This is a genomic window from Nostoc sp. (genome assembly GCF_036918015.1).
Taxonomy (GTDB): domain Bacteria; phylum Cyanobacteriota; class Cyanobacteriia; order Cyanobacteriales; family Nostocaceae; genus Nostoc.
In genome coordinates this window covers 30018-51158 of the sequence record NZ_JBALEO010000053.1, presented here as the reverse complement: position 1 = coordinate 51158, position 21141 = coordinate 30018, and the positions used below count along the sequence as shown (strand labels likewise).

General features: G+C 41.2%; 24 protein-coding genes and 1 pseudogene. 21 read left to right on the top strand and 4 right to left on the bottom strand.

The genetic code is table 11. The features are described from left to right. Nucleotides 1-313: 313 nt before the first annotated feature. Nucleotides 314-1225, bottom strand: a complete 912-nt coding sequence (locus V7K61_RS12400; protein ID WP_335053596.1) for a S1C family serine protease — start codon at nt 1223-1225, stop codon at nt 314-316. A 459-nt stretch (nt 1226-1684) separates the two neighbouring features. Between V7K61_RS12400 and V7K61_RS12395 the strand changes: the two genes are divergently transcribed. Further along, nucleotides 1685-2533, top strand: a complete 849-nt coding sequence (locus V7K61_RS12395; protein WP_335053595.1) for a uroporphyrinogen-III synthase — start codon at nt 1685-1687, stop codon at nt 2531-2533. Between the two features lie 109 nt (nt 2534-2642). Further along, complete coding sequence (locus V7K61_RS12390; RefSeq protein WP_335053594.1) at nt 2643-2942, top strand: 2Fe-2S iron-sulfur cluster-binding protein; 300 nt, start codon at nt 2643-2645, stop codon at nt 2940-2942. Between the two features lie 35 nt (nt 2943-2977). Here V7K61_RS12390 and V7K61_RS12385 read toward each other — a convergent pair whose 3' ends face one another. After that, nucleotides 2978-3175 (bottom strand): hypothetical protein, encoded by a 198-nt coding sequence (locus V7K61_RS12385; protein ID WP_335053593.1) that lies wholly within the window; start codon nt 3173-3175, stop codon nt 2978-2980. Between the two features lie 77 nt (nt 3176-3252). On the opposite strand from V7K61_RS12385, the gene V7K61_RS12380 reads away from it, so the two are divergent. From V7K61_RS12380 to V7K61_RS12315, 14 genes and pseudogenes are all read left to right on the top strand, one after another. Beyond that, nucleotides 3253-3762, top strand: coding sequence for an endonuclease domain-containing protein (locus tag V7K61_RS12380; protein WP_335053592.1), 510 nt, complete (start codon nt 3253-3255; stop codon nt 3760-3762). A gap of 59 nt (nt 3763-3821) precedes the next feature. Next, nucleotides 3822-4511, top strand: coding sequence for an SDR family NAD(P)-dependent oxidoreductase (locus V7K61_RS12375; protein WP_335053591.1), 690 nt, complete (start codon nt 3822-3824; stop codon nt 4509-4511). A gap of 34 nt (nt 4512-4545) precedes the next feature. Then, nucleotides 4546-5322, top strand: coding sequence for a class I SAM-dependent methyltransferase (locus V7K61_RS12370; RefSeq protein ID WP_335053590.1), 777 nt, complete (start codon nt 4546-4548; stop codon nt 5320-5322). Between the two features lie 123 nt (nt 5323-5445). Beyond that, a complete protein-coding gene (locus V7K61_RS12365) occupies nt 5446-6144 on the top strand; it encodes a glutathione binding-like protein (RefSeq protein ID WP_335053589.1) in 699 nt (232 codons plus the stop codon). Between the two features lie 224 nt (nt 6145-6368). After that, entirely contained in the window at nt 6369-7673 is a 1305-nt protein-coding gene (locus V7K61_RS12360) for an O-acetylhomoserine aminocarboxypropyltransferase/cysteine synthase family protein (RefSeq protein WP_335053588.1), read from the top strand. Nucleotides 7674-7954: 281 nt separating this feature from the next. After that, complete coding sequence (metX, locus tag V7K61_RS12355) at nt 7955-9034, top strand: homoserine O-acetyltransferase MetX (RefSeq protein WP_335053587.1); 1080 nt, start codon at nt 7955-7957, stop codon at nt 9032-9034. Between the two features lie 125 nt (nt 9035-9159). After that, the gene (locus V7K61_RS12350) at nt 9160-9408 is read left to right on the top strand and encodes a hypothetical protein (protein ID WP_335053586.1); all 249 of its coding nucleotides are present in this window, start codon (nt 9160-9162) and stop codon (nt 9406-9408) included. 59 nt (nt 9409-9467) lie between these two features. Further along, a complete protein-coding gene (locus V7K61_RS12345; protein WP_335053585.1) occupies nt 9468-10043 on the top strand; it encodes a YybH family protein in 576 nt (191 codons plus the stop codon). A gap of 8 nt (nt 10044-10051) precedes the next feature. After that, on the top strand, nt 10052-11356 hold the full coding sequence (locus tag V7K61_RS12340) for a glycosyltransferase (protein WP_335053584.1): 1305 nt from the start codon (nt 10052-10054) through the stop codon (nt 11354-11356). Between the two features lie 169 nt (nt 11357-11525). Further along, a pseudogene (locus V7K61_RS12335) lies at nt 11526-11693 on the top strand (element excision factor XisI family protein); the annotation flags it as partial. 132 nt (nt 11694-11825) lie between these two features. After that, a complete protein-coding gene (locus V7K61_RS12330; RefSeq protein WP_335053583.1) occupies nt 11826-13292 on the top strand; it encodes a Fic family protein in 1467 nt (488 codons plus the stop codon). A gap of 122 nt (nt 13293-13414) precedes the next feature. Further along, nucleotides 13415-15130, top strand: a complete 1716-nt coding sequence (locus V7K61_RS12325; protein ID WP_335053582.1) for an N-acyl-D-amino-acid deacylase family protein — start codon at nt 13415-13417, stop codon at nt 15128-15130. Between the two features lie 139 nt (nt 15131-15269). Further along, the gene (locus tag V7K61_RS12320) at nt 15270-15563 is read left to right on the top strand and encodes a type II toxin-antitoxin system HigB family toxin (protein WP_335053581.1); all 294 of its coding nucleotides are present in this window, start codon (nt 15270-15272) and stop codon (nt 15561-15563) included. A gap of 14 nt (nt 15564-15577) precedes the next feature. Then, entirely contained in the window at nt 15578-15955 is a 378-nt protein-coding gene (locus V7K61_RS12315; RefSeq protein ID WP_190894980.1) for a helix-turn-helix domain-containing protein, read from the top strand. 56 nt (nt 15956-16011) lie between these two features. Here the strand turns inward: V7K61_RS12315 and V7K61_RS12310 are convergent, their stop codons facing one another. Both V7K61_RS12310 and V7K61_RS12305 read right to left on the bottom strand, forming a co-directional pair. Then, nucleotides 16012-16326 (bottom strand): helix-turn-helix domain-containing protein, encoded by a 315-nt coding sequence (locus tag V7K61_RS12310; RefSeq protein ID WP_335053580.1) that lies wholly within the window; start codon nt 16324-16326, stop codon nt 16012-16014. Between the two features lie 54 nt (nt 16327-16380). Beyond that, nucleotides 16381-16824 carry a GNAT family N-acetyltransferase gene (locus tag V7K61_RS12305; protein WP_335053579.1) on the bottom strand — a complete coding sequence of 148 codons (444 nt, stop codon included), beginning with the start codon at nt 16822-16824 and terminating at the stop codon, nt 16381-16383. A gap of 361 nt (nt 16825-17185) precedes the next feature. Between V7K61_RS12305 and V7K61_RS12300 the strand changes: the two genes are divergently transcribed. The 5 genes from V7K61_RS12300 to V7K61_RS12280 all read left to right on the top strand — a co-directional run bounded on the left by V7K61_RS12300 (nt 17186) and on the right by V7K61_RS12280 (nt 21006). Continuing rightward, entirely contained in the window at nt 17186-17338 is a 153-nt protein-coding gene (locus V7K61_RS12300; protein WP_335053578.1) for a hypothetical protein, read from the top strand. 62 nt (nt 17339-17400) lie between these two features. Beyond that, complete coding sequence (locus V7K61_RS12295; protein ID WP_335053577.1) at nt 17401-18483, top strand: type IV toxin-antitoxin system AbiEi family antitoxin; 1083 nt, start codon at nt 17401-17403, stop codon at nt 18481-18483. Beyond that, nucleotides 18476-19258, top strand: a complete 783-nt coding sequence (locus V7K61_RS12290; protein ID WP_335053576.1) for a nucleotidyl transferase AbiEii/AbiGii toxin family protein — start codon at nt 18476-18478, stop codon at nt 19256-19258. The genes V7K61_RS12295 and V7K61_RS12290 overlap by 8 nt, the downstream gene beginning before the upstream one ends. Before the next feature lie 337 nt (nt 19259-19595). Further along, complete coding sequence (locus tag V7K61_RS12285) at nt 19596-20018, top strand: Mpo1-like protein (protein ID WP_335053575.1); 423 nt, start codon at nt 19596-19598, stop codon at nt 20016-20018. Then, nucleotides 20002-21006 (top strand): aromatic ring-hydroxylating dioxygenase subunit alpha, encoded by a 1005-nt coding sequence (locus tag V7K61_RS12280; RefSeq protein WP_335053574.1) that lies wholly within the window; start codon nt 20002-20004, stop codon nt 21004-21006. Before V7K61_RS12285 ends, V7K61_RS12280 begins: the two co-directional genes overlap by 17 nt. Nucleotides 21007-21141 lie beyond the last annotated feature (135 nt).

Below are 21141 nucleotides of genomic sequence, written 5' to 3'. Positions count from 1 at the left end.
CAACGTCCGAGCAAAAAGGTGCAACTTCCGAGTTCAAAGGCTCAACGTCCGAGCAAAAAGGTGCAACTTCCGAGTTCAAAGGCTCAACGTCCGAGCAAAAAGGTGCAACTTCCGAGTTCAAAGGCTCAACGTCCGAGTAAAAAGGTGCAAATTCCGAGTTCAGAGGCTTAACGTCCGAGTAAAAAGGTCGAATGAATCAAAACATTTAGATAAATATTGACAAAGCTAGTAGTCTGTCAATAAATAATTGATGGATAAATTACCTGTAGAGACGGCGATTTATCGCGTCTCTCTAACTCATTCCCAATTGGTATTATTCCTCCTTAGTAGGTCGTTCGCCAACTGCGATCGCTAACTCAATTAACACTCCACCCCGGACAACTTGGACGTTGATAGTTTTACCAATGCGATCGCTACTATTGAGTAGCGCCAACACATCACCTGTATCATCTACAGTTACGCCATCGAATGTTACCAAAACATCGCCAAGCAGCACACCTGCATTGTCAGCAGGCCCCGCAGCCTCAACGTTGACAACAATTACCCCAGTTGCCGAACTTAAATTGAGAGCAGTTTTCAGATTCTTTGGTAAACGTACAGGTTGCATTCCCACACCCAAGTAGCCCTTAGAAATGTGTCCTTTTGCTACTAATTGGTCAACCACGCGATCGACTGTAGCAGTGGGAATTGTCAGAGCAGTACCACGCCGCCCCGATGTATTCATACCTACCACAAAACCCGCCGCATCTACGAGCGGCCCACCTGCAAAGCCAGAGTATAAGGTGATGTCTGGGCGGATAAATTGGTCAATATTCCCACCATTCATACTCCGCCAAGCACCGCTAACCACACTCACTGCACCCATCGCCGCCCTTAAGTCACCTTCGCCACCTCTTGCCAGTCCTAGTACCAGATGACCAACTTTAAGCGTTTTAGCATCGCCAACTTTTGCCACAGGTATTTCTGCATTTTCTAGTTTAAAAACAGCTATATCGGTGCTAGAGTCATGACCGACGAGTGTTACTGGTGCAGTGCTACCATTTGATAAAGTAATCGTGATATCGTCATAGCGCTGGAGGCACTCATCAGAAGTAACAATGATGCCATTACGCCAATGAATGCCGCTTGGGGAAACACGTGTACCGCCATTTACCGCAACCACAGCACTTCCAGCTTGTTCTACGGTGTCAGCTAAACTGTTGGACAAAGCCAGTAATGAAGACATAAGATTTTTCCGCCAACGTTTTTAGATATTCAGATCGTGCCGTTTTCTCAACACAGATGACATCGGAAAAATGGGGAGTAATTCACCCTAGAAAAATGGCTAGGATTTACATCAGCTTTTGGGTGTTGCTGAATTCTTGTGCTTATTGGTGTAGATAATTGGTCTTTCAAGACGCGATTCATCGCGTCTCTACATCTTGTATTGCGCTATATTATTCAGCTTACGACGGCTAAAGTGAGCGCTCAATTTAGCCGTCGTACAGAATTCATGCTGAATTCTGACTCCTGATATCATGTCCGCATAATTAGTTATGATTCCCACAGTCATTACACCCCACCCCCAACCCCTCCCCGCCTGCGGGGAGGGGAGACAAAGCGTAGCTTTGGGGTGGGGTTCTTCGGGTTTAATAGGCAATCAAGCGGACATAATATGACTCCTGAATTCTGTTTCGAGAAACAAATGCACACCGAATCAAGAGAAATCAACCTGTTGACTCCATCGAGAAATTTACCTCTCTATGGCAAGAGAATTTTAGTAACAGCACCGAGAAATTATGCTTATAGGTTATCTGAACAAATCATCAAAAAAGGTGGTTTACCTATTCTCATGCCTACCATCGAAACCTGCTATTTATCAAACTACACTCAGTTAGATGCCGCTTTAGCCCATATAAACGAATTTGATTGGATTCTCTTCACAAGTAGAAATGGCATCACTGCATTTTTTCACCGCATAAATGATTTGAATATTCCTATATCTCTGGTGCAAAAATGTCACTTATGTGCATTAGGAAAAGATGCAGAAAGTTTATTATCTTTTTCTGGCAAGGTAGATTTAATCCCAACAGAATCTAGTCCAGCCGGAATTGTGACTGAATTAGCGAAAATTCCGCAAATTCATGAGAAAAAAGTGCTGATCCCGGCTCCAGAAGTTGTAGGTTTGCCTGAGCCTGATGTTGTACCCAATTTGATTACAGATTTGCAGAAATTGGGCATAGAAGTAACTCGCATACCCACATATATTACGCAGGGGTTAGATAAAACTATCTACAGTATTGAATTAAATTTGATGCGTCAAGCAATTATTGATGTAATTGCCTTTAGTAGCACAGCGGAAGTAGAAAGCTTTTTGACAATGGTCAACTCGCAAAGCGATTATGAACATTGTGTTATTGCGTGTTTCGGCCCTTATACCACTGCTAATGCCCAAAAGTTGGGTATGACTGTCTCTATCGTGTCTGAGGATTATAGTTCATTTGAGGGATTTGCTGAAGCGATCGCAGCATTTTTTACTCCCACTTCCGATTAAAACTAAGCGTCTCAAGATGTAGAATAATCAACTAGATTTCACTCTAGACTAGCTGCACATAAACCCGTAGTATCGAAAATGGAGTTTATATTGAGTTAGAAATTTTTACATGGCAACTTACAAAGTTACATTGCGTACCCCAGAAGGCGAACAAGTAATTGACGTTCCTGATGATGAGTACATCCTAGAGGTCGCTAACGAGGAATATCATCTGGACTTGCCCTATTCCTGTAACGCTGGTTCTTGCTCTACCTGCACCGGCAAGCTGATTTCAGGTACAGTTAACCAAGACGATCAGAATTTCCTAGACAACGATCAAATTGATGCGGGATGGGTTCTCACCTGCGTTGCTTATGCCACTTCTGATTGCACTATCCAAACCCATCAAGAGGAAGAGCTTAACGCTTAAGAGTGGGTGAGGGTTGAGGGCATTGGTGTCATATCTTAAGCCCAAACCCTTTTCAATCCTCGTTTCTCTGGGTGTAAATACTGCTGATTAGGCTGCTGCCTTCCTTGGTGGCGGTAGCAGCCGTCCATTGTATACGTTACTTTAAAAAAGCTGTGGAAATTAAGCTGCGATCGCAAATGGGTTAAATGTGCAGCAAGTTTTTGGTAATTTGCATTGTCTGAAAGATTAACCAAAACTTACAACCGCTCTAAGTCTGGATAAAAAAGGGGAAAGATAAGGGGACAGATGAGTTTGTTGTAGGTGCAGAATTATGGAATATCAGCCCTCACCCCAACCCTCTCCCTTTGGGAGAGGGAGTCAAGAAGAAGAGAAAGAAGAGAATAAATATCATCAACAAGATAAATCTTGTTCCCCTCTCCCAGAGGGAGAGGGGCTAGGGGTGAGGGCAGAAATCCTTAAATTAGCTGGTAGCAACCGACAAATTCCAAAAGTATTATTAGAACGCGCCCGCAAGTTAAGAAAACAACAAACACCAGCAGAAGAAATATTATGGGAATGTTTAAGAAATAGACGTTTGTTAAATACAAAATTTCGCAGACAACATAATATTGGTAGATATATCACTGATTTCTATTGTCACGAAAAATTACTAATTATTGAATTAGATGGTAGTATTCATGCAAATCAACAGGCTGAAGATTTTATCAGAGAAAACTGGTTAAAATCTAATCAATTTACTGTGATTCGCTTTAGTAATGAGCAAATATTTAATGATATCGAGTTAGTTTTACATAGCATTGCTCAAGCCCTCATCCCCTAACGCTTCTCCCCAAGGGAGAAGGGGAACTAAAATTTTGCAGGATAAGGAGAACTGAATTTATGGCAACAACAGCTTTAATTGTCGGTGCAGGTAATGGACTGAGCGCTTCTTTAGCTCGCCTATTTGCCAAAGAAGGATTCACCGTAGCTTTAGTGGCTCGCCAAATTGAAAAACTCACTCAATTGAGTAGCGAAATTGGCGCAGTTAGTTTCGCCGCTGATGCCTCAAAGCCAGATGAAGTAGAACAGTTATTTATTGATATTGATAATAAAGTCGGTTCTCCGAATATTGTCGTTTACAATCCCAGTTTCCGGGTGCGGGGGCCTCTTGTCGAGCTAAACCCTGGTGAAGTGGCAAAAACCCTAGATGTCACTGCTTATGGTGGCTTTCTTGTGGCTCAAGCTGCTACCAAAAGGTTTTTACAACTTGGTGGCGGTGCTATATTTTTTACTGGAGCCTCAGCCAGTGTTAAGGGTTATCCTCTGTCCGCTCCCTTTGCAATGGGTAAATTTGCACTACGCGGTTTGGCTCAGAGTATTGCTAGAGAATTAGCACCAAAGAATATCCATGTGGCGCATTTCGTGATTGATGGTGCAATCAGATCCGCAGACCGCCAAGATCCAGTAGATAATCCTGATAGTACTCTTGACCCGGATGCTATCGCTCAAACTTATCTCAGCATTCTCCGCCAACCCCGCAGTGCTTGGACATGGGAAGTAGAACTACGTCCGTGGATAGAGAACTTCTAACCTAGACAATTGTTACAAGAATAGTTTTATAGGTATGAAAATTGATTTTGGTGCAACTGCTACTGATTATGCAAAACACCGCGCTGGTTTTCCCAGTTCATTATTTAACAAACTCTCTGAATATGGTATAGGTTTACCAGGGCAGAATATTGTTGACCTCGGCACCGGAACAGGAACACTAGCGCGGGGCTTTGCCGATAGAGGTGCTGATGTAATTGGCATAGACCCATCAGCCTCACTTTTAGAACAAGCGAGACTGTTAAGCGAAGCTGTCCAAATTAAAGTAGATTATCGAGTCGCAACTGCCGAGCATACCGAGTTACCAAACGCCAGTGCGGATGTGGTGACAGCTGGACAGTGTTGGCATTGGTTTGACCGTCCACGTGCTGTCCAGGAAATTACTCGTATATTGAGAGTAAATGGCTTGCTTGCGATCGCACATTTTGATTGGATACCCTTAAAAGGTAATGTAGTTCAAGCAACGGAACAACTGATCAAAGCTCATAATCCCGCGTGGAATTTGGACGGCGGTAATGGATTGTATCCCCTGTGGTTACAAGATATTGGCGAAGGAGGATTCCGAGAAATCCGCACATTTTCTTATGATGTATTTGTCTCTTATACACACGAAAATTGGCGGGGACGAATTCGGGCGAGTGCTGGTGTGGGAGCCAGTTTGACACCAGAAAAAGTAGAAGTATTTGACCAGGAATTGGCAACATTGCTCGAAACACAATATCCTACACCAATTCTTCAGGTTCACCATAGGGTTTGGGCTGCGATCGCAAAAGCACCACAATCTAATTCGTAATTCGTAATACTTCTCTACGAGAGGCTGCGCCAACGGCTACGCTCAGTACAAGTTCGTAATTAAGAGATGTCTGTAACGCACTATTAACCTACAAAACAATCGCGCAATTTTAGGAAAAGAACCATGATTGAACTTTACTATTGGGCAACTCCAAACGGTCATAAAATCACAATTTTCTTGGAAGAAGTTGGCTTACCATACACTATAAATCCTGTGAATATCGCGGCTGGGGATCAATTTAAGCCGGAATTTCTGAAGATATCTCCTAACAATCGGATGCCTGCGATCGTTGACCGCGAACCAGCAGATGGAGGTGCGCCAATTTCGGTATTTGAGTCTGGGGCAATCTTGCTATATTTGGCAGAAAAAACCGGGAAATTAATCCCCCAAGATTTACGTAATCGCACTCAAGTTTTAGAATGGTTGTTCTGGCAAGTGGCAGGACTGGGGCCAATGGCGGGACAAAATCATCACTTTAGCACCTATGCTCCCGAAAAGATTGAATATGCGATTAACCGCTATGTGAATGAGACGGGACGCTTATATGCAGTGCTAAATAAGCAACTAGCAGATAAAGAATTTGTGGCTGGCGATTATTCCATTGCCGATATTGCTGCTTATCCCTGGATTGTGCCCCATGAGATTCAAAGTCAAAACCTAGAGGATTTTCCTCATGTTAAACGCTGGTTTGAGACAATAAAAGCGCGTCCAGCAACAATTCGCGCCTACGAAAAAGCAGAAGCATTCAAAACTGAAGCGCTCGATCCAGATAAGTTACGAGAATTGTTATTTAACCAGTCGGCGAAGACTATTCAGCCTTGAGCCTAATTAAATTATCTTGTCACTGTGGCGATCGCTAAATTAGTTCTGCTTAAAAATAAAAAACTGAGTGAGTAAGTTATACCAAACTTGTTGTGCTAAAGATGAGGAATCCTGGGCGCAACCAGTTAAAATACGGTAAGTCTTGCGAATTGCCGTTGATTTATCCAAAACAAGGCTCAATTATTATTACTTGTTTGTATAATTGGAAACTCAAATAACTGCTTATGTCAGAACAATATCGTTTTGAAACCCTGCAAGTTCATGCTGGACAAGAGCCGGCTCCTGGAACGAATGCTCGTGCTGTACCGATTTACCAAACGACTTCCTACGTTTTTGACGACACCGACCACGGAGCGCGGTTATTTGCTCTCCAGGAATTTGGCAACATTTACACCCGCATCATGAACCCGACGACGGATGTATTTGAAAAGCGGATTGCTGCCTTAGAAGGAGGTGTAGCAGCATTAGCAACCGCTAGTGGGCAAGCGGCGCAATTCTTGGCAATCAGCACCATCGCTCAGGCTGGGGATAATATTGTTTCCACTAGTTTTCTCTATGGGGGAACATATAACCAGTTTAAAGTATCCATACCACGTCTAGGCATTAAAGTCAAGTTTATTGAGGGAGATGATCCAGAAAGTTTTCGTCAAGCGATCGACGATCGCACGAAAGCGTTATACGTTGAAACCATTGGCAATCCGCAATTCAACATTCCCGACTTTGCCGCTTTAGCTCACATTGCCCACGAAAACGGCATACCTTTAATTGTGGATAATACCTTCGGTGCTGGTGGGTATTTAGCTCAACCTATTGAACATGGTGCAGATATTGTAGTGGAATCTGCAACTAAATGGATTGGTGGACATGGTACTTCCATCGGTGGCGTAATTGTCGATTCGGGTAAATTTGACTGGGGTAACGGCAAATTTCCTCTATTTACTGAGCCAGCACCCGGCTATCATGGGCTAAATTTTCAAGAAGTCTTTGGCCCCGGTGGCTCCTTTGGTAACATTGCCTTTATTATTCGCGCCAGAGTTGAAGGATTACGAGATTTTGGCCCGTGCTTGAGTCCATTTAACGCCTTTCTGTTACTGCAAGGATTAGAAACTCTCTCTCTACGTGTAGATCGTCATGTGAGCAATGCCCTAGAATTGGCTCGGTGGTTAGAGCAACAAGAGCAAGTATCTTGGGTTAATTATCCGGGGCTTCCCAATCACCCATATCATGAACGGGCGAAAAAATATCTTCGGCATGGATTTGGGGGAGTTTTAAACTTTGGCATCAAAGGTGGACTGGAAGCGGGTAAAGCTTTTATTAATCATGTGAAATTAGCGAGTCATTTAGCAAATGTTGGTGACGCGAAAACTCTCGTCATTCATCCTGCTTCCACAACCCATCAACAGCTAAATAATGACGAACAGCTTTCAGCAGGTGTGACACCCGATTTGGTGCGAGTATCTGTGGGAATTGAACATATCGACGACATCAAAGAAGATTTTGAGCAGGCATTCCAGCAAGTTAGAATTTAGCTCTCAATTGGGCATTGGGCACAAGAGGCAGAGGGGCAGAGGGGCGGAGGGGCAGAAGGGCAGAGGGGCGGAGGGGCGGAGGGGCAGAGGGGCAGAGGGGATAAAACTTACTAAGCTAATAGGCATTTCATTTAAGTTGCATAAAAGCAGGGCTGAACCCCTTACTACAAGCGAATCATTCTGGAAAAATGAATGACGATTAGCTTACAACTCCCCTGCCCCTCTGCTCCTCTGCTCCCCTGCCCCTCTGCTCCCCTGCCCCCCATCTCCCCACTCTAGTTATGATCTACTCAGACTTCATCTCGCCGCAAACCCAGTTTTACCAACTGACGATGCCATTTCAACTAGAAGGCGGCGAAACATTAACTGGCGTTCAGGTTGCTTATCGCACCTGGGGACAGTTAAATGCTCAAGGCGATAATGGGGTACTGATTTGTCATGCCTTAACTGGTTCCGCTGACGCTGATGATTGGTGGGAACCTTTGTTTGGTTCGAGAAAAGCCTTCAATCCAGAACGCGACTTTATTGTATGCAGCAACATTTTGGGAAGTTGTTACGGCACAACTGGGCCAACTACTATCAACCCCATAACGGCAAACCCTTATGGCGTATCCTTCCCTAAGATTACAATCCGAGATATGGTTCACCTGCAAGCTGTACTATTAGAATACCTGGGTGTTCAATCTCTGCGGTTAGTAATTGGTGGCTCACTCGGTGGGATGCAAGCACTGGAGTGGGCGTTGTTATATCCAGAAAAAGCGAAAGCGATCGCACCCATTGCTGTTTCTGGCAGACATTCAGCTTGGTGTATTGGATTGAGTGAAGCCCAAAGACAGGCAATTTATGCCGATCCAAATTGGCAAGGAGGGAAATACACCCTCGATGCGCTGCCAAACCAAGGACTAGCAGTAGCGCGGATGATGGCGATGTCTACTTACCGTTCTTGGGATAGTTTTACAAGCCGCTTTGGACGCGAGTATGATACATCTGAGCAGTTTACTATAGTCAGTTACTTACAGCATCAGGGTCAAAAGCTGACAGAACGGTTTGATGCCAACACTTACATTACCCTCACCCACGCAATGGATCGCCATAATGTTGCACGCGATCGCACCAGTCCTGATTTGTCAGATTATGAATATATTCTGCAAAGCATCCAGCAACCGACTTTAGTTGTCGCAATTGATTCTGACATCCTCTATCCTCCAGTAGAACAACAAGAATTGGCAAATTTAATCCCTAATGCTCAACTGGCGTGGCTGAAGTCAACCCACGGACACGATGCATTTTTAATTGATATGGCTGCATTGAATGAATTGCTGATATCTTTTCGGCAAAGTTTAGATTTCTCAGCCTCCTAACTCGATAATCTCATTTTGTAGTTTTGTAGGGTGTGTTATCGTGTCCGCGTAACGCACCGTCAGTTATTTTCGGTGAGTTAGGAATAAATTCCATAACGCACCCTACCAAATTAAAACTTGTGTATATGGAAAAAATTTATAGAGTGGCGACAGTCGCGGGAGTTGAGATTTTGCGACAGCGCCAACTAAAACATAGTGTACCAGATTTACGGCGGGTATCTGCGGAAACCTTCTGCCTGGTTGTTGAGCGTAGTCGAAACATCTTTGTAAAAATTCTTTTAATCAGTGCCATTCAACAGAAGTGGCAAAATGTGGGTATTAAGATTAAAACAATTATCGGTAAGCTTCACCCAATCTACAGGTTTTTTAGATGATGAAACAGAGACGAGCAAGCATATACAAATGCACTCAGCTACTTTGGAGTGTTTTGTTAATGTTGGTAATTTGGAATCTACCCCAATACGCTCTAGCAGATGTCAACCCACAGGAGATAAATGCAATTATTCGCACGCGGGATATTGCCCTGCAAGCCCTAAACACTCGCGATTTTGCCAAAATACAGCCTTATTTGCACCCAAACTTCACAATCACAACAGTTGATAACCAGATTTTTAACACTGTTCCTGAGTTTGAAAAGTACTGGAATCAGCAGTTTTCCAGTTCCATTAAAGATATCAAAATGCAACTAAAAGGAGATCCTGTCAGAACATTTCTCACTCCAGAGATCGATGTTGCCTCTGGAGAAGCGATCGCATCTTTTTCTTTCAAAGATGGCAAAGCGGCTGATATGGCGTTGCGATGGACAGCCGTGCTGCAAAAACTCCAAGATAAATGGACGATTCAATCGTTGCATTTTTCCTCAAATCTGTTGAATAACCCAGTGCTAAATGCTGCTCAACAATTGGGGCGGATTCTAGCAGTTGCAGCAGGGGTGGGCGGTTTCCTTCTGGGAGCAGCGGCGATGCTATTATTACGTCGCAGGACTAAGCCACGAACCGAAAGGATATAGCAAATAAAGTGGGAAGAAGCACCTATCAGCCCAGTAAAAATACTAGCTTTCATCGCCGTATCAAAGCAACCATAGTAGTTTTATTAGTTTGGGGTAGTGTGAGTTTGCTGCACTGGCTACCAGAAACACAATGGTTGATGCTCGGATTAACAGCAATCCTGACTGTGCAAACCTTACGGATGCTGTTAGCAAAACCAGCGGCGGCGGTGATGGAGAGTGAGATTTATTTACCGCCAGTCTCGATTTTAGTTCCGGCTAAAAATGAAAGTTCAGTCTTGGCTAATCTAGTTTACAGCTTATGCCAATTGAATTATCCCAGCGATTCCCTAGATATTTGGGTCGTTGATGACGGTAGTACCGATGAAACCCCCCAAGTTTTGAAAGAATTACAAACTCAATTTTCAGCTTTACAAGTTCATCGACGAGAATCAAAAGGTGGTAAATCAGGGGCATTGAATGCAGTATTTCCCTTTACCCAAGGGGAGATTATTCTAGTCTGCGATGCGGATGCTCAGTTACCTGCTAATTTTCTCCAGCAAACAGTACCTCTATTTCAGAAGCAAGCGATCGGTGCAGTGCAAGTGCGAAAAGCGATTTCTAATGCTAATACTAATTTCTTAACCCGTTGCCAGCAGATGGAAATGAACTGTGATAGCTTTCTGCAAACCCATCGCATTGCTATTGGTGGAATGTCTGAACTGCGCGGTAATGGGATGTTAGTTCGTCGGGAATTGTTAGAAAAGTGTCAAGGTTGGAATGAGAACACCGTCACCGATGATTTGGATCTTTGCTTCAAACTCTATTTAGCAGGTGCGGAAATTGAGTTTGTGACAGTTCCATCAATTCAGGAAGAAGGTGTAACAACTTGGGAAAAACTTTGGAATCAACGCTGTCGTTGGGCTGAGGGTGGCTATCAGCGTTACCTGGATTATTTTCCGCAAATTCTTACTTTAGGTTGGGCGAAAGAAATTGATTTACTATTATTTTTTATATTGCAATTTCTTCTGCCAATTGGACTAATACCCGACTTACTTTGGACAATATTTTATAGCCATCATCCCGTTTTATTTTCCCTCCAGACACTACTCAGCATCATTTTGACAATTGCCTTTATTGCTGGACTTTACCAATTTCAAAATTTACGAGGATGGTCTTTGGTTTGGGCAACAATTCAAGGGTCATTATACATGGTGCATTGGATTCCTGTGATGATTGTGACGACTTTAAAGATGTGTGTGCAAAAAGAGCGATCGCACTGGCTGAAAACTGAGCATCGTGGTCAAAATACTGACAGTGATTATAGAAATAGATAAAATCTAATATGCCTGCAAAAGATATCTATCACGATGCTGTTAAAAATTCTGGTTCTTCAGTACCTGTTATGCCAAATTATTAGTTAAACATCAAAACTAGACTTTAAAATCAAGTTTAGAACGCTTAAGTACCAAGATGGACTAAAATGTTAAAAATAATGCCTGCTTTTGTTGTGTTCATGTTGACATTATCGATGGCAAAATCTGGGTACAACGGGATGATACAGAAGATGGTGTTACCTATGAATTAGAAGCTGCCGGAATTCCTAAAGATAGAATTGTCTTAGGATTTCACCCGCAAAATGTTAGGCAATATACGGGATATGGTGTTGCATAAGTTGAACCGAGTAAATCGGAAGAATGAGCGATCGCACTGAGTAAAAGCTGAACATTATGGTGGAAATTATTACAGTGATTATGAAAAAAAATAAGGTAAAATTTAAAATTAATTATCAAATATTAATGACTTATGGCATGGCAACCGATAGAAGATATATTATCAAGTTGGCAAAGTTTAGCTAGTTCGGAATTACCGCCATTGGTAACTGTTTGGAATGAGCAAGCAGAGCGGCTTCGCGCATCTGGTGAGTTTAAAGTCTTCATGGAAAGACTACGCCGCGAAATAGCCATTGAAACTGGAATTATTGAGCGATTATACAACATAGATCGAGGAATAACTCGCCTTTTAATTGAACAAGGAATTAACGAGGCTCTGATTCCTCATGGAGCTACAGATCGTCCTGTAAAACAAGTAGTGTCTTTAATCAGGGATCAGGAAACTGCGATTGAAGGACTGTTTGATTTTGTGGGCGGGCAAAGAAATTTATCAACCTCGTATATAAAGCAGTTACATCAGGTTCTAACCCAGAACCAAGAATATACAGAGGCTTTAGTTCCATCGACAGGGGAAATTGTTCGTGTTTCTCTCATAATGGGTGACTGGAAGCGTCTACCTAATAATCCGATGAGACCAGATAGCATTATTCACGAATACTGCCCGCCAGAACAAGTGGCATCTGAAATGGACAGGTTAATTGAATTGCATCATCAACATCGAAATCAGCAAATTCCTCCTGAAGTTGAATCAGCTTGGTTGCATCATCGATTTACACAGATTCATCCCTTTCAAGATGGAAATGGCCGAGTTGCTCGATGTATTGCCAGCTTAGTTTTTATTCAAGCTGGTTGGTTTCCCCTTGTTCTGACTCGTGACGATCGTGCAGATTACATTGCAGCTTTAGAGCAGGCAGACCAAGGCAATTTGTCAAAATTGATTGAACTATTTGCCAAGAGCCAAAAGCAAGCTTTCATCCGCAGTCTTGGTTTATCAGAACAAGTTTTATCAGAGTCCCGACGTACTCAGGTTATTATTGCTTCCATTGCTGAAAAGCTGAAGCAAAATCAATCAGCATCTATTCAAGAGCGCAGTCAAAAAGTTGAAGATTTTGCTTCCAAGTTATTTGAGATAGCCTCTAATCGCTCACAAGATGTTGCTAATGAAATCAAGCTATCCGTACAAAATTTAGTGGATGATGCTGATGCTTTTATAATTAGTGCGTCTGCTGGTGATACTCGTTCATATTACCACCGCTACCAAATTGTAGAGACGGCTAAACAGTTAGGATACTTTGCTAATATTCGTAACTATCATACCTGGATACAGTTAGTTATTGATATAGGAATATCAACGACGATTTTGCTTTCATTTCATGTTCTTGGACATGAGTATCGTGGCTTACTTGTGTGTTCTGCATGTGCATACCACAGAGATAATGCAGAAGATGGTGAGCGCAACATTAGTGACATTCAAGCCCTAACAGATTCTCCATTCCAGTTCTCTTATGCTGATGAAGAGGGTAATTTAACAGAGCGTTTTAAGAAGTGGTTAGAAGATGTAATTGTGACCGGTTTGGAATATTGGAACAAGAGTCTCTGAAAGCGATGTCTACGACGGGCTATGACGCTCGAAGACTCGCTATCGGCGTCGCCATTTCCAATAAATTCCCAGCCTATAATGACCCTAAACAGATCCAATAACAACCAAAGGGCAAAAAAATCATGTTGGATTTGCTGATTCAAAACGGGCTAATTTTCGATGGCTTAGGCTCTCCACCTGTTCGCGGAGATATTGGCATTCAAAATGGGCGCATTGTCACCCTTGCACCCTCCTTAACTACCCCAGCGCGTGAGGTGGTTGACGCTTCTGGGTTATGGGTGACACCTGGATTTATAGATATTCATACCCACTACGATTTAGAGTTAGAAATTGCACCAGGATTAAGCGAATCAGTTCGTCATGGTGTTACGAGCGTGGTTATTGGTAACTGTAGCTTGTCTGTTGCGATCGCCCAACCCCAAATCCTGGCTGATATTTTTCAGAGGGTAGAGACACTTTCCCATCGGCTGATTGCAAAATGGCTAGAAAAGTCGGTTTCCTGGCAGACACCAGCAGAATATTTACAGCATTTGCAACAGTTACCCCTTGGCCCCAATGTTGCCCCAATGTTTGGACACAGTGCTTTACGCGCTTATGTGATGGGATTAGAACGCAGTTTAACCGTTCAGCCGACAAAATTTGAACTAAAACTTATGCAGCGCATAGCCAGGGATGCAATAGATGCTGGCTTTATTGGCATTTCTATTGATATGTTTCCCTGGCATCGGATGAGTGGAGAATGGCAAGGCTGTACAATTCCGTCTCAACACGCCAAATTTAAAGAATATGCAATGTTGGCGGATTTATGTCGGCGGTGCGATCGCGTTTTTCAAGTCACACCCAACTTACAACGACTTACTTCCTTTGTAGAGATTCTGCGGATGGGTTCAGGGATTGGACAAAAACCACTGCGGCTAACAGTCCTCTCAGCCTTAGATGCCGTACACGATCGCAAACTATGGCGAATATTTTCCCCCCTACTTTTTATTTGGAATCGGCTTCTAAATGGTAATGTGCGCTTTCAAACCCTAACCGAACCCTTCACCATTTACTCTGATGGATCTGTGACTCCCTTATTTGAAGAATTTTCCACAGGCGCACAACTCAATGGCTGTCAGTCACGAGAAGAAAGGCAACAACTATGGGCATCGGAAATTTTTTGTCGTCAGTTTCGCCAAGAATGGCTCAGTAAATGGCGTAAATCATTCCATCGTCAGTTAGATTTGATGGAAGTTATTCACTGTCCCGAAGCAAGTTGGCAAGGGTTAAGTTTTGCCCAAATTGCTCGTCAAAAGCAACAAGAACCAGTAGATTTATTTATCCACGCATTACAAAAATACGATACAGATTTACGCTGGGTGGCAACAGGAGCGAACGATCGCCTAAAACCCCGTTTAGCGATGATGCAGCATCCTCATATTTTCCCTGGTTTTACCGATGCTGGCGCTCATGTACGTAACCTGGGCTACTATGATGGAGCTTTATCTTTGCTCAAACAAGCAGTTGCAACGAAGTTTCTTTCACCTGAAGCTGCGATTTGCCGGGTTACGGGAGAACCTGCTGGTTGGTTTCGTCTTGATACGGGAGTTCTCAAAGTTGGCGCGAAAGCGGATATAGTTTTACTCGATCCTAATGCTTTAAATCAGCCAATTAGCCCGCAGGTGCAGATATCAGATCCCGTTTTAGATGGTGAACCTCGGATGGTTAAGCGTGGCTCGGATGAGATTGTGCAAGGGGTTTATATTAATGGGGTTCGGGTTGTTTGTCGGGGGGAAGTGAGCGATCGCTTGGGGCGTGAAAAGTTGGGAAGTGTTTTGTCATCATTTAGCGATCGCTAAGTTCGAGCTTGACTAGTGCGCTGCCTACAACGGGTGAAGCGATGGCTAATTAGGAACGTTAGGCTTAATTCGGGATAAAAGTTAGTATCTCTTCAAGTTACTCTTGATCCCAAAAAGGGATCAAATTATCATAAATGCCATGCGTATTTTATCCCGCAGCACCCTGCGAAATTTCTGGGAATCTCATCCAGATGCTGAAGAAGCACTAAAAACTTGGTATTATGAAGCCTCTCACGCCGATTGGCAGAGTCCAGTTGATGTTAAAGCCGCTCATGGTAATGCCAGTATTATTGCTAACAACCGTGTCGTATTCAACATCAAAGGCAATAACTATCGGCTCATTGTCGCAATTCGTTATGATATCGGTATTGTTTTTATCCGGTTTATTGGCACTCATATCGAGTATGACAAGATAGATGCAGAAACTATCTAAATAGAGGTTGATGTATGGAATTACGTCCAATTAGAACCCAAGCTGACTATCAGGAAGCTCTTCGAGAAATTGAGTTGCTGTTTGATGCCGTCCCTAATACACCTGAATGCGATCGATTAGATGTGCTGAGTACTTTAGTAGAAGCTTACGAAAAGGCACATTTTCCTATTGAAAAACCCGATCCTATCGAAGCAATTCAATACTACATGGATACCCGTGGCTGGTCTCGTCGTGATTTGGAATTATGTCTTGGCAGTCGAGCTAGGGTATCTGAGATACTATCTCGTAAACGCTCATTGACCTTGGAGATGATTCGGAAGTTAAATCAAGAGTTAGGTATTCCGGCTGAGATTTTGATCCAGCCTTATGATTCAGTGCAAACCTCTGCTTAATAACGGCCAGAAAAAAGCGATTAAATATGAACAATGAGTTTAGCATTAAATTGCTTTTACCCCACACCAGCAATCACCTGGCCAATATCTTGAGGAGTTGCACCTGTTGCTAACATTGCCCGAATCAACAATTCAATTGATACTGAAGCATCGCCATTTTCAGCTTTAGCAATCCGAGGTTGGCTGGAACTAATTTTAGCAGCGAGTTCACTTTGAGTCATCAGTTTTTGCCGACGCTCCTTCAAGTTTTGGCTGAGAGCTAGCTTAATTTCAACCAAGATAGTTTCTTCGGGTGTTAACTCCAAAAAATCTGAAACTGTGCCAATTTTCCAGCCTTTAGATTCCAAACGTTTTCTCTTTGCTTGATCCATCACATTACTCCTGAAAGCGAATTCCTATGCTTGTCATAGCGCATGAATGTGACATTACTGCAACCGCAAAGCGTAATGGTAAAACTCTTCATTCTTAATGTAATCTCGCGCTTCATAGAATTTTTGCGCGGTTATGTTAGAAATTTGAGTAGCTAAAATTACTCGAACGGCTCCACTCTCTTTTGCATATTCTTCCGCAACACTCATCAATAACTTTGCAATTCCCCTCCGGCGATACAACTCTTCCACATATAAATCGTTCAATATCCATACTCGTTTCATCGACACTGAAGAAAAGCTGGGATAAAGCTGGGTAAATCCAACTAACTCTCCATTGTCATTAGCTGCAAACACTACCGAGTCATTATTCTTGAAACGTTCTTTGAGAAACTCTTTGGCAGCTGCAAGGTTTGATGCCTGATTGTAAAAAATACGATACCGATCAAATAGTACTGAAACACTTTCAAGATGATTAATATTAGCCAAGAAAACTTCCATTGGGTGTCCTCATCACTTCAATACAGTTTATACATATAGGGGTTCTCGTTTACGCGACTCGTGTGTAATACATCTGAACAAGCAAGATCGTACTCGCTTCATTCAAGTTCTGAAGGCAGAGTTAGAAATTTTTGAGCCACTTGCGATCGTTACCTGGGGAAAAAAAGCAAGTAGCGCCATTAGAAGTATAAATTTAGAAGTCAAACACCTTGAGTTTCCTCATCCTAGTGGTGCGGCAAATGGTACTTGGGGTAGACTAATGGGTAAACCAGCAACACGAGAAAACCGGATTAATTACTGGCAGGAAAAAATCTTTGCCCACTTATCATGGTTGTAGACAAGGTTAGTTGCTCGTGCGTTGGTGCAACCCGCCGTAGGCATCGCTCTTACTGTACGCTACATTAACGAAATAGAACGCACTATTTTTATGAGAGTAATACCTACGGCGGGTGGAGCGATCGCTTGGGGCATGAAAAGTTGGGAACAGTTTTGTTTCTCGGTTGAACTGGATTAATTATTAAAATAATAATCGAGAGCTATAATTAACTTTATATGTCGTTAGGTGGTGAATAATTCATGCACCCAAGTAACCCACTGTTTCAGAAATGTCTTGCTTATCTTGAATCGCTACCCAATATTAAGGCAGTCATCAAAGAAGAACCTTATTGTTCTAATGAAGCTTTAGCAGATGGGCAATTAATTATTAACACATCTCATACAACTGTCAATTATATATGTGAAATTAAAACTGGACTTACCAATGATTTAATTGAGCAAGTTGCAGAATATTTGGCAAATTTAGGTAAAAAACTAAATCATGGACAAAGACCTTTGCTCATTACACGTAGGTTATCCAGTTTAGTTGTCGATCAACTTTTAGAAAGAAATATTGAGTTTATTGATGTTGATGGCAACATTTATTTAAATAGTCCAGAAATTTATATAGTAGTTCGCAATCAAGTTTTAAAAGACAGCACAAATAAATCTTTAGAAATTACGGCTGCCGCTTTGCAAATCATATATGTTTTGCTGAAGCAGCCAAGATGTATTTCTGTGAAAGAATATTTAGATGAAAAAATCGCTTATATTGCTGGTGTTACTCCAAAAACAATAAAAAACACACTTACAAAACTTCAAGAGCTAGATTATATTAGACGTAAGAATAGAGGATATGAAATTATTAATTATCTTAAACTTCTTGAGCGATGGGAGTTAGGATACTCTGAAATATTACGTGCAAAATTACTACTTGGAACATTTACTCCTATAGGGAAACGAAATTTCTCCGAGGTTGAAGCTGAGATTAAAGAATATGCAGATGTATATGGATATTTAATAGGTGGTGAACTTGCTGCCTCAATAATAACCCAATATCTTCGCCCTATTAGTGCGACGCTACATCTCAATAAAAATATCAATGATCGTCAGATAGCAGTCAAGCTAAAGCTAAAGCCTGATTCTGAGGGGAAGATTGTGTTGCTTCAAAGTTTTGGTCACGACAACTGCCAACAAAATGAATTTAGAAACTTGGCAAAAAATATTGTTCACCCATTACTAATTCATGCAGAATTAGTTCGGACTGGCAACAGTCGATTAAAAGAAACTGCTCAAATTATTTACAATAAATACATTGAAGAAATAAATCAAAATAATGATTGAATCTAACGAAAAACAAGTATTATCTGATTTAGTAAACATTTTTAGTGCATTAAATATACCAATGATTGTAGTTGGTGCCGGTGCTAGGTTACTAATATTTGATCAGAAATTTGGAGAAGGGAGAGGAACAAAAGACTGGGATATTGCAATATCGATAGATAGCTGGGAAGATTATCAACAAATTTGTGAAGCTCTAATAAATGGTGATTCTCCTTGTTTTGAGGATACAAGGATTCCTCACAAATTTATACATATTAACACTAATATCGAAGTGGACATCGTACCTTTCGGAGAAATTGGTGAACCTGATCAAAAAATTGTTTGGTCTGACACAGGCAATTCAATGAACGTTTTAGGGTTTACTGAAGCGATGTTATCTGCCAAACATATTCCTATTGATGATTTTGAAATACAAGTAATCGACATACCAGCTTTCATAGTTCTCAAAATTTTTGCTTGGGGAGATCGCGGAGAGCGCACAAACAAAGATTTAGAGGATATTGATTTTATTTTATCAAAATATGAAGATGATGATCGAGTTTATAATGAACTAGCAGAGAAACTTGCTGATGGAGTAATTGAGTTACTTGATGCAAATATCTATTTACTAGGACAAGATATTTATAAAATTCTTCAGTCAAAAACACTGCTTGAGTTAAATTTACTATTGAACAAACTACTAGATAAGTTTGATGATGAGCCAGGATCTTTAGGCTATAAGTTGGAAATACTTAAAAAAGGCATTAGCTCTTTTTCCTCGGATAACGTGATTTAACAATGCATTTCATCTCTCTTCTCATGAATGACATAAATTATAATCCTCAACAAAGTTTCAGAAATGGGATTAATAATCAAATTATAGATCATCCTTATAACATTTTAAAAGGGAAAAATTCCTCTATCCTTATGAATGTAAAACTCCAGACCGACAAAGATAAGCTACAGGCAAGCAGTAGTATAAACATAAACATAAATAAAGAAACAGAAAATGAAAAAGTTCTATGTCCTCATTGTCAACGCACTGCTACGAACGGTATTAAATGTAAAGGTATTTGTGTGGCTGATAATGACTATTGATGTATAAAATATATTGCTTTTTCACAAACTCTCTTATGAGTAATATCAATTATAATCCTCAACAAAGTTTCAGAAATGGGATTAATAATCAAATTTTGGAGCATCCTTTTACAGACTATTGGGATATTTTTATTCTTAAACATCAACATCCAATTAATATTACGTTACACATTCTGGGAATATTCTTTTTTTACAGTTTACTTTTTTATACTTGTAAATTGCAAAACTTTTGGTTGCTCTTAAGCTTACCGTTAACTCAATTGCTGGGATTAACCGGACATTTTTTATTTGAGCGTAGCCATATCGATTTACAAGATGCTGTATTTTCTTGGCGCGCTTCTTATTGTTTAGGTAAAATGTTATTTAGAATTTTGACGGGTAAATATCGAGATGATATTCGCCAACGACAAGAAATATTAAATAATTATCTATCAAACAATTATGCAAATATTCAATAATTGGAATGTAATTGCTAAGGGTTGGTATATTGCCTGTCCTAGTCATGAAATACCTAAAAAAACAGCAAAATCTGTAGAAGTATGCGGTCATAAAATTGCCATTTTTAGAGGTCAAGATGGGCAAATACGGGCTTTGGATGCTTACTGCCCTCATTTGGGAACAGATTTAGGAATTGGGAAGGTTGACGGTAATTGGATTCGTTGTGCATTTCATCATTGGGCATTTGATGAAACAGGTATTTGTCAAAATATTCCCTGTCAATCAGAAATTCCTACTCAAGCTAAGTTACAAGCTTATGCAACAGAGGAAAAGTATGGATTTATCTGGATTTATCCTGATGCTAAAGCACCAGAGAGAGTGGCTGATTTTGATGAATTGAAGGGAAAAGAAATTGTTGCACAAGCTGATATTGCATTTGCAAGAAGTTGTCATCACCATATTTGTATGATGAATGGGATTGATGCTCAACATTTAAAAACAATTCATCGTTTAGATATCAAAATGGATCTGTTGCTACATCGCAGCGAATCAGGGACGCAAATTGACTTTACAATGCGGGGACAATTCCCCAAAACTACATTTCGAGAAAAGTTAGGTCAAAGATTTCTTGGTTCTACATATCAATATTCAATGCGTTATGCTCATGGTTGCATTGGCTTGTTAACAATGATGAAAGATGTTAGGCTTTTTCCGCCACTATATATGATATATGCTTATACTCCAATTGCACCTGGAAGAACGAGAATTCAACCGATTTATGTAACTGAAAAACGTCAAGGTATTGGGGGATATTTGGTGAGTCAGTTTTTGCTATTCTGTACTCGCTTGGCTTACTATATGCTCAGGGATGAGGATGGTAAAATTTACGACAATATTCGCTTTAATCCGAAGTTGCTCCTTAGTATTGATCAGCCATTAGCTAAATATATGGACTATGTAAATCAGCTAAAACCGTCTCGATGGTCAAAAAATAGGGGTGTAGAATAGTACATTGGGTTAGCGATCGCGTAATCCAACAAAAGCTTTGGTAATGTTGCGTTTTATTTCTCAATCTAAATACATCTTAATTATTTTGTAGAGTGCGTGATTTCCATCAACTCTGATTCAAAAGGTGCAAGATGT

What these genes read in the sequence shown, in the direction of transcription:
- V7K61_RS12400 (WP_335053596.1), bottom strand. Translation starts at nt 1,225, where the DNA reads ATGTCTTCATTACTGGCTTTGTCCAACAGTTTAGCTGACACCGTAGAA.
- V7K61_RS12395 (WP_335053595.1), top strand. Translation starts at nt 1,685, where the DNA reads ATGCACACCGAATCAAGAGAAATCAACCTGTTGACTCCATCGAGAAAT.
- V7K61_RS12390 (WP_335053594.1), top strand. Translation starts at nt 2,643, where the DNA reads ATGGCAACTTACAAAGTTACATTGCGTACCCCAGAAGGCGAACAAGTA.
- V7K61_RS12380 (WP_335053592.1), top strand. Translation starts at nt 3,253, where the DNA reads ATGGAATATCAGCCCTCACCCCAACCCTCTCCCTTTGGGAGAGGGAGT.
- V7K61_RS12375 (WP_335053591.1), top strand. Translation starts at nt 3,822, where the DNA reads ATGGCAACAACAGCTTTAATTGTCGGTGCAGGTAATGGACTGAGCGCT.
- V7K61_RS12370 (WP_335053590.1), top strand. Translation starts at nt 4,546, where the DNA reads ATGAAAATTGATTTTGGTGCAACTGCTACTGATTATGCAAAACACCGC.
- V7K61_RS12365 (WP_335053589.1), top strand. Translation starts at nt 5,446, where the DNA reads ATGATTGAACTTTACTATTGGGCAACTCCAAACGGTCATAAAATCACA.
- V7K61_RS12360 (WP_335053588.1), top strand. Translation starts at nt 6,369, where the DNA reads ATGTCAGAACAATATCGTTTTGAAACCCTGCAAGTTCATGCTGGACAA.
- metX (WP_335053587.1), top strand. Translation starts at nt 7,955, where the DNA reads ATGATCTACTCAGACTTCATCTCGCCGCAAACCCAGTTTTACCAACTG.
- V7K61_RS12350 (WP_335053586.1), top strand. Translation starts at nt 9,160, where the DNA reads ATGGAAAAAATTTATAGAGTGGCGACAGTCGCGGGAGTTGAGATTTTG.
- V7K61_RS12345 (WP_335053585.1), top strand. Translation starts at nt 9,468, where the DNA reads ATGTTGGTAATTTGGAATCTACCCCAATACGCTCTAGCAGATGTCAAC.
- V7K61_RS12330 (WP_335053583.1), top strand. Translation starts at nt 11,826, where the DNA reads ATGGCATGGCAACCGATAGAAGATATATTATCAAGTTGGCAAAGTTTA.
- V7K61_RS12325 (WP_335053582.1), top strand. Translation starts at nt 13,415, where the DNA reads ATGTTGGATTTGCTGATTCAAAACGGGCTAATTTTCGATGGCTTAGGC.
- V7K61_RS12320 (WP_335053581.1), top strand. Translation starts at nt 15,270, where the DNA reads ATGCGTATTTTATCCCGCAGCACCCTGCGAAATTTCTGGGAATCTCAT.
- V7K61_RS12315 (WP_190894980.1), top strand. Translation starts at nt 15,578, where the DNA reads ATGGAATTACGTCCAATTAGAACCCAAGCTGACTATCAGGAAGCTCTT.
- V7K61_RS12310 (WP_335053580.1), bottom strand. Translation starts at nt 16,326, where the DNA reads ATGGATCAAGCAAAGAGAAAACGTTTGGAATCTAAAGGCTGGAAAATT.
- V7K61_RS12305 (WP_335053579.1), bottom strand. Translation starts at nt 16,824, where the DNA reads ATGGAAGTTTTCTTGGCTAATATTAATCATCTTGAAAGTGTTTCAGTA.
- V7K61_RS12295 (WP_335053577.1), top strand. Translation starts at nt 17,401, where the DNA reads ATGCACCCAAGTAACCCACTGTTTCAGAAATGTCTTGCTTATCTTGAA.
- V7K61_RS12290 (WP_335053576.1), top strand. Translation starts at nt 18,476, where the DNA reads ATGATTGAATCTAACGAAAAACAAGTATTATCTGATTTAGTAAACATT.
- V7K61_RS12285 (WP_335053575.1), top strand. Translation starts at nt 19,596, where the DNA reads ATGAGTAATATCAATTATAATCCTCAACAAAGTTTCAGAAATGGGATT.
- V7K61_RS12280 (WP_335053574.1), top strand. Translation starts at nt 20,002, where the DNA reads ATGCAAATATTCAATAATTGGAATGTAATTGCTAAGGGTTGGTATATT.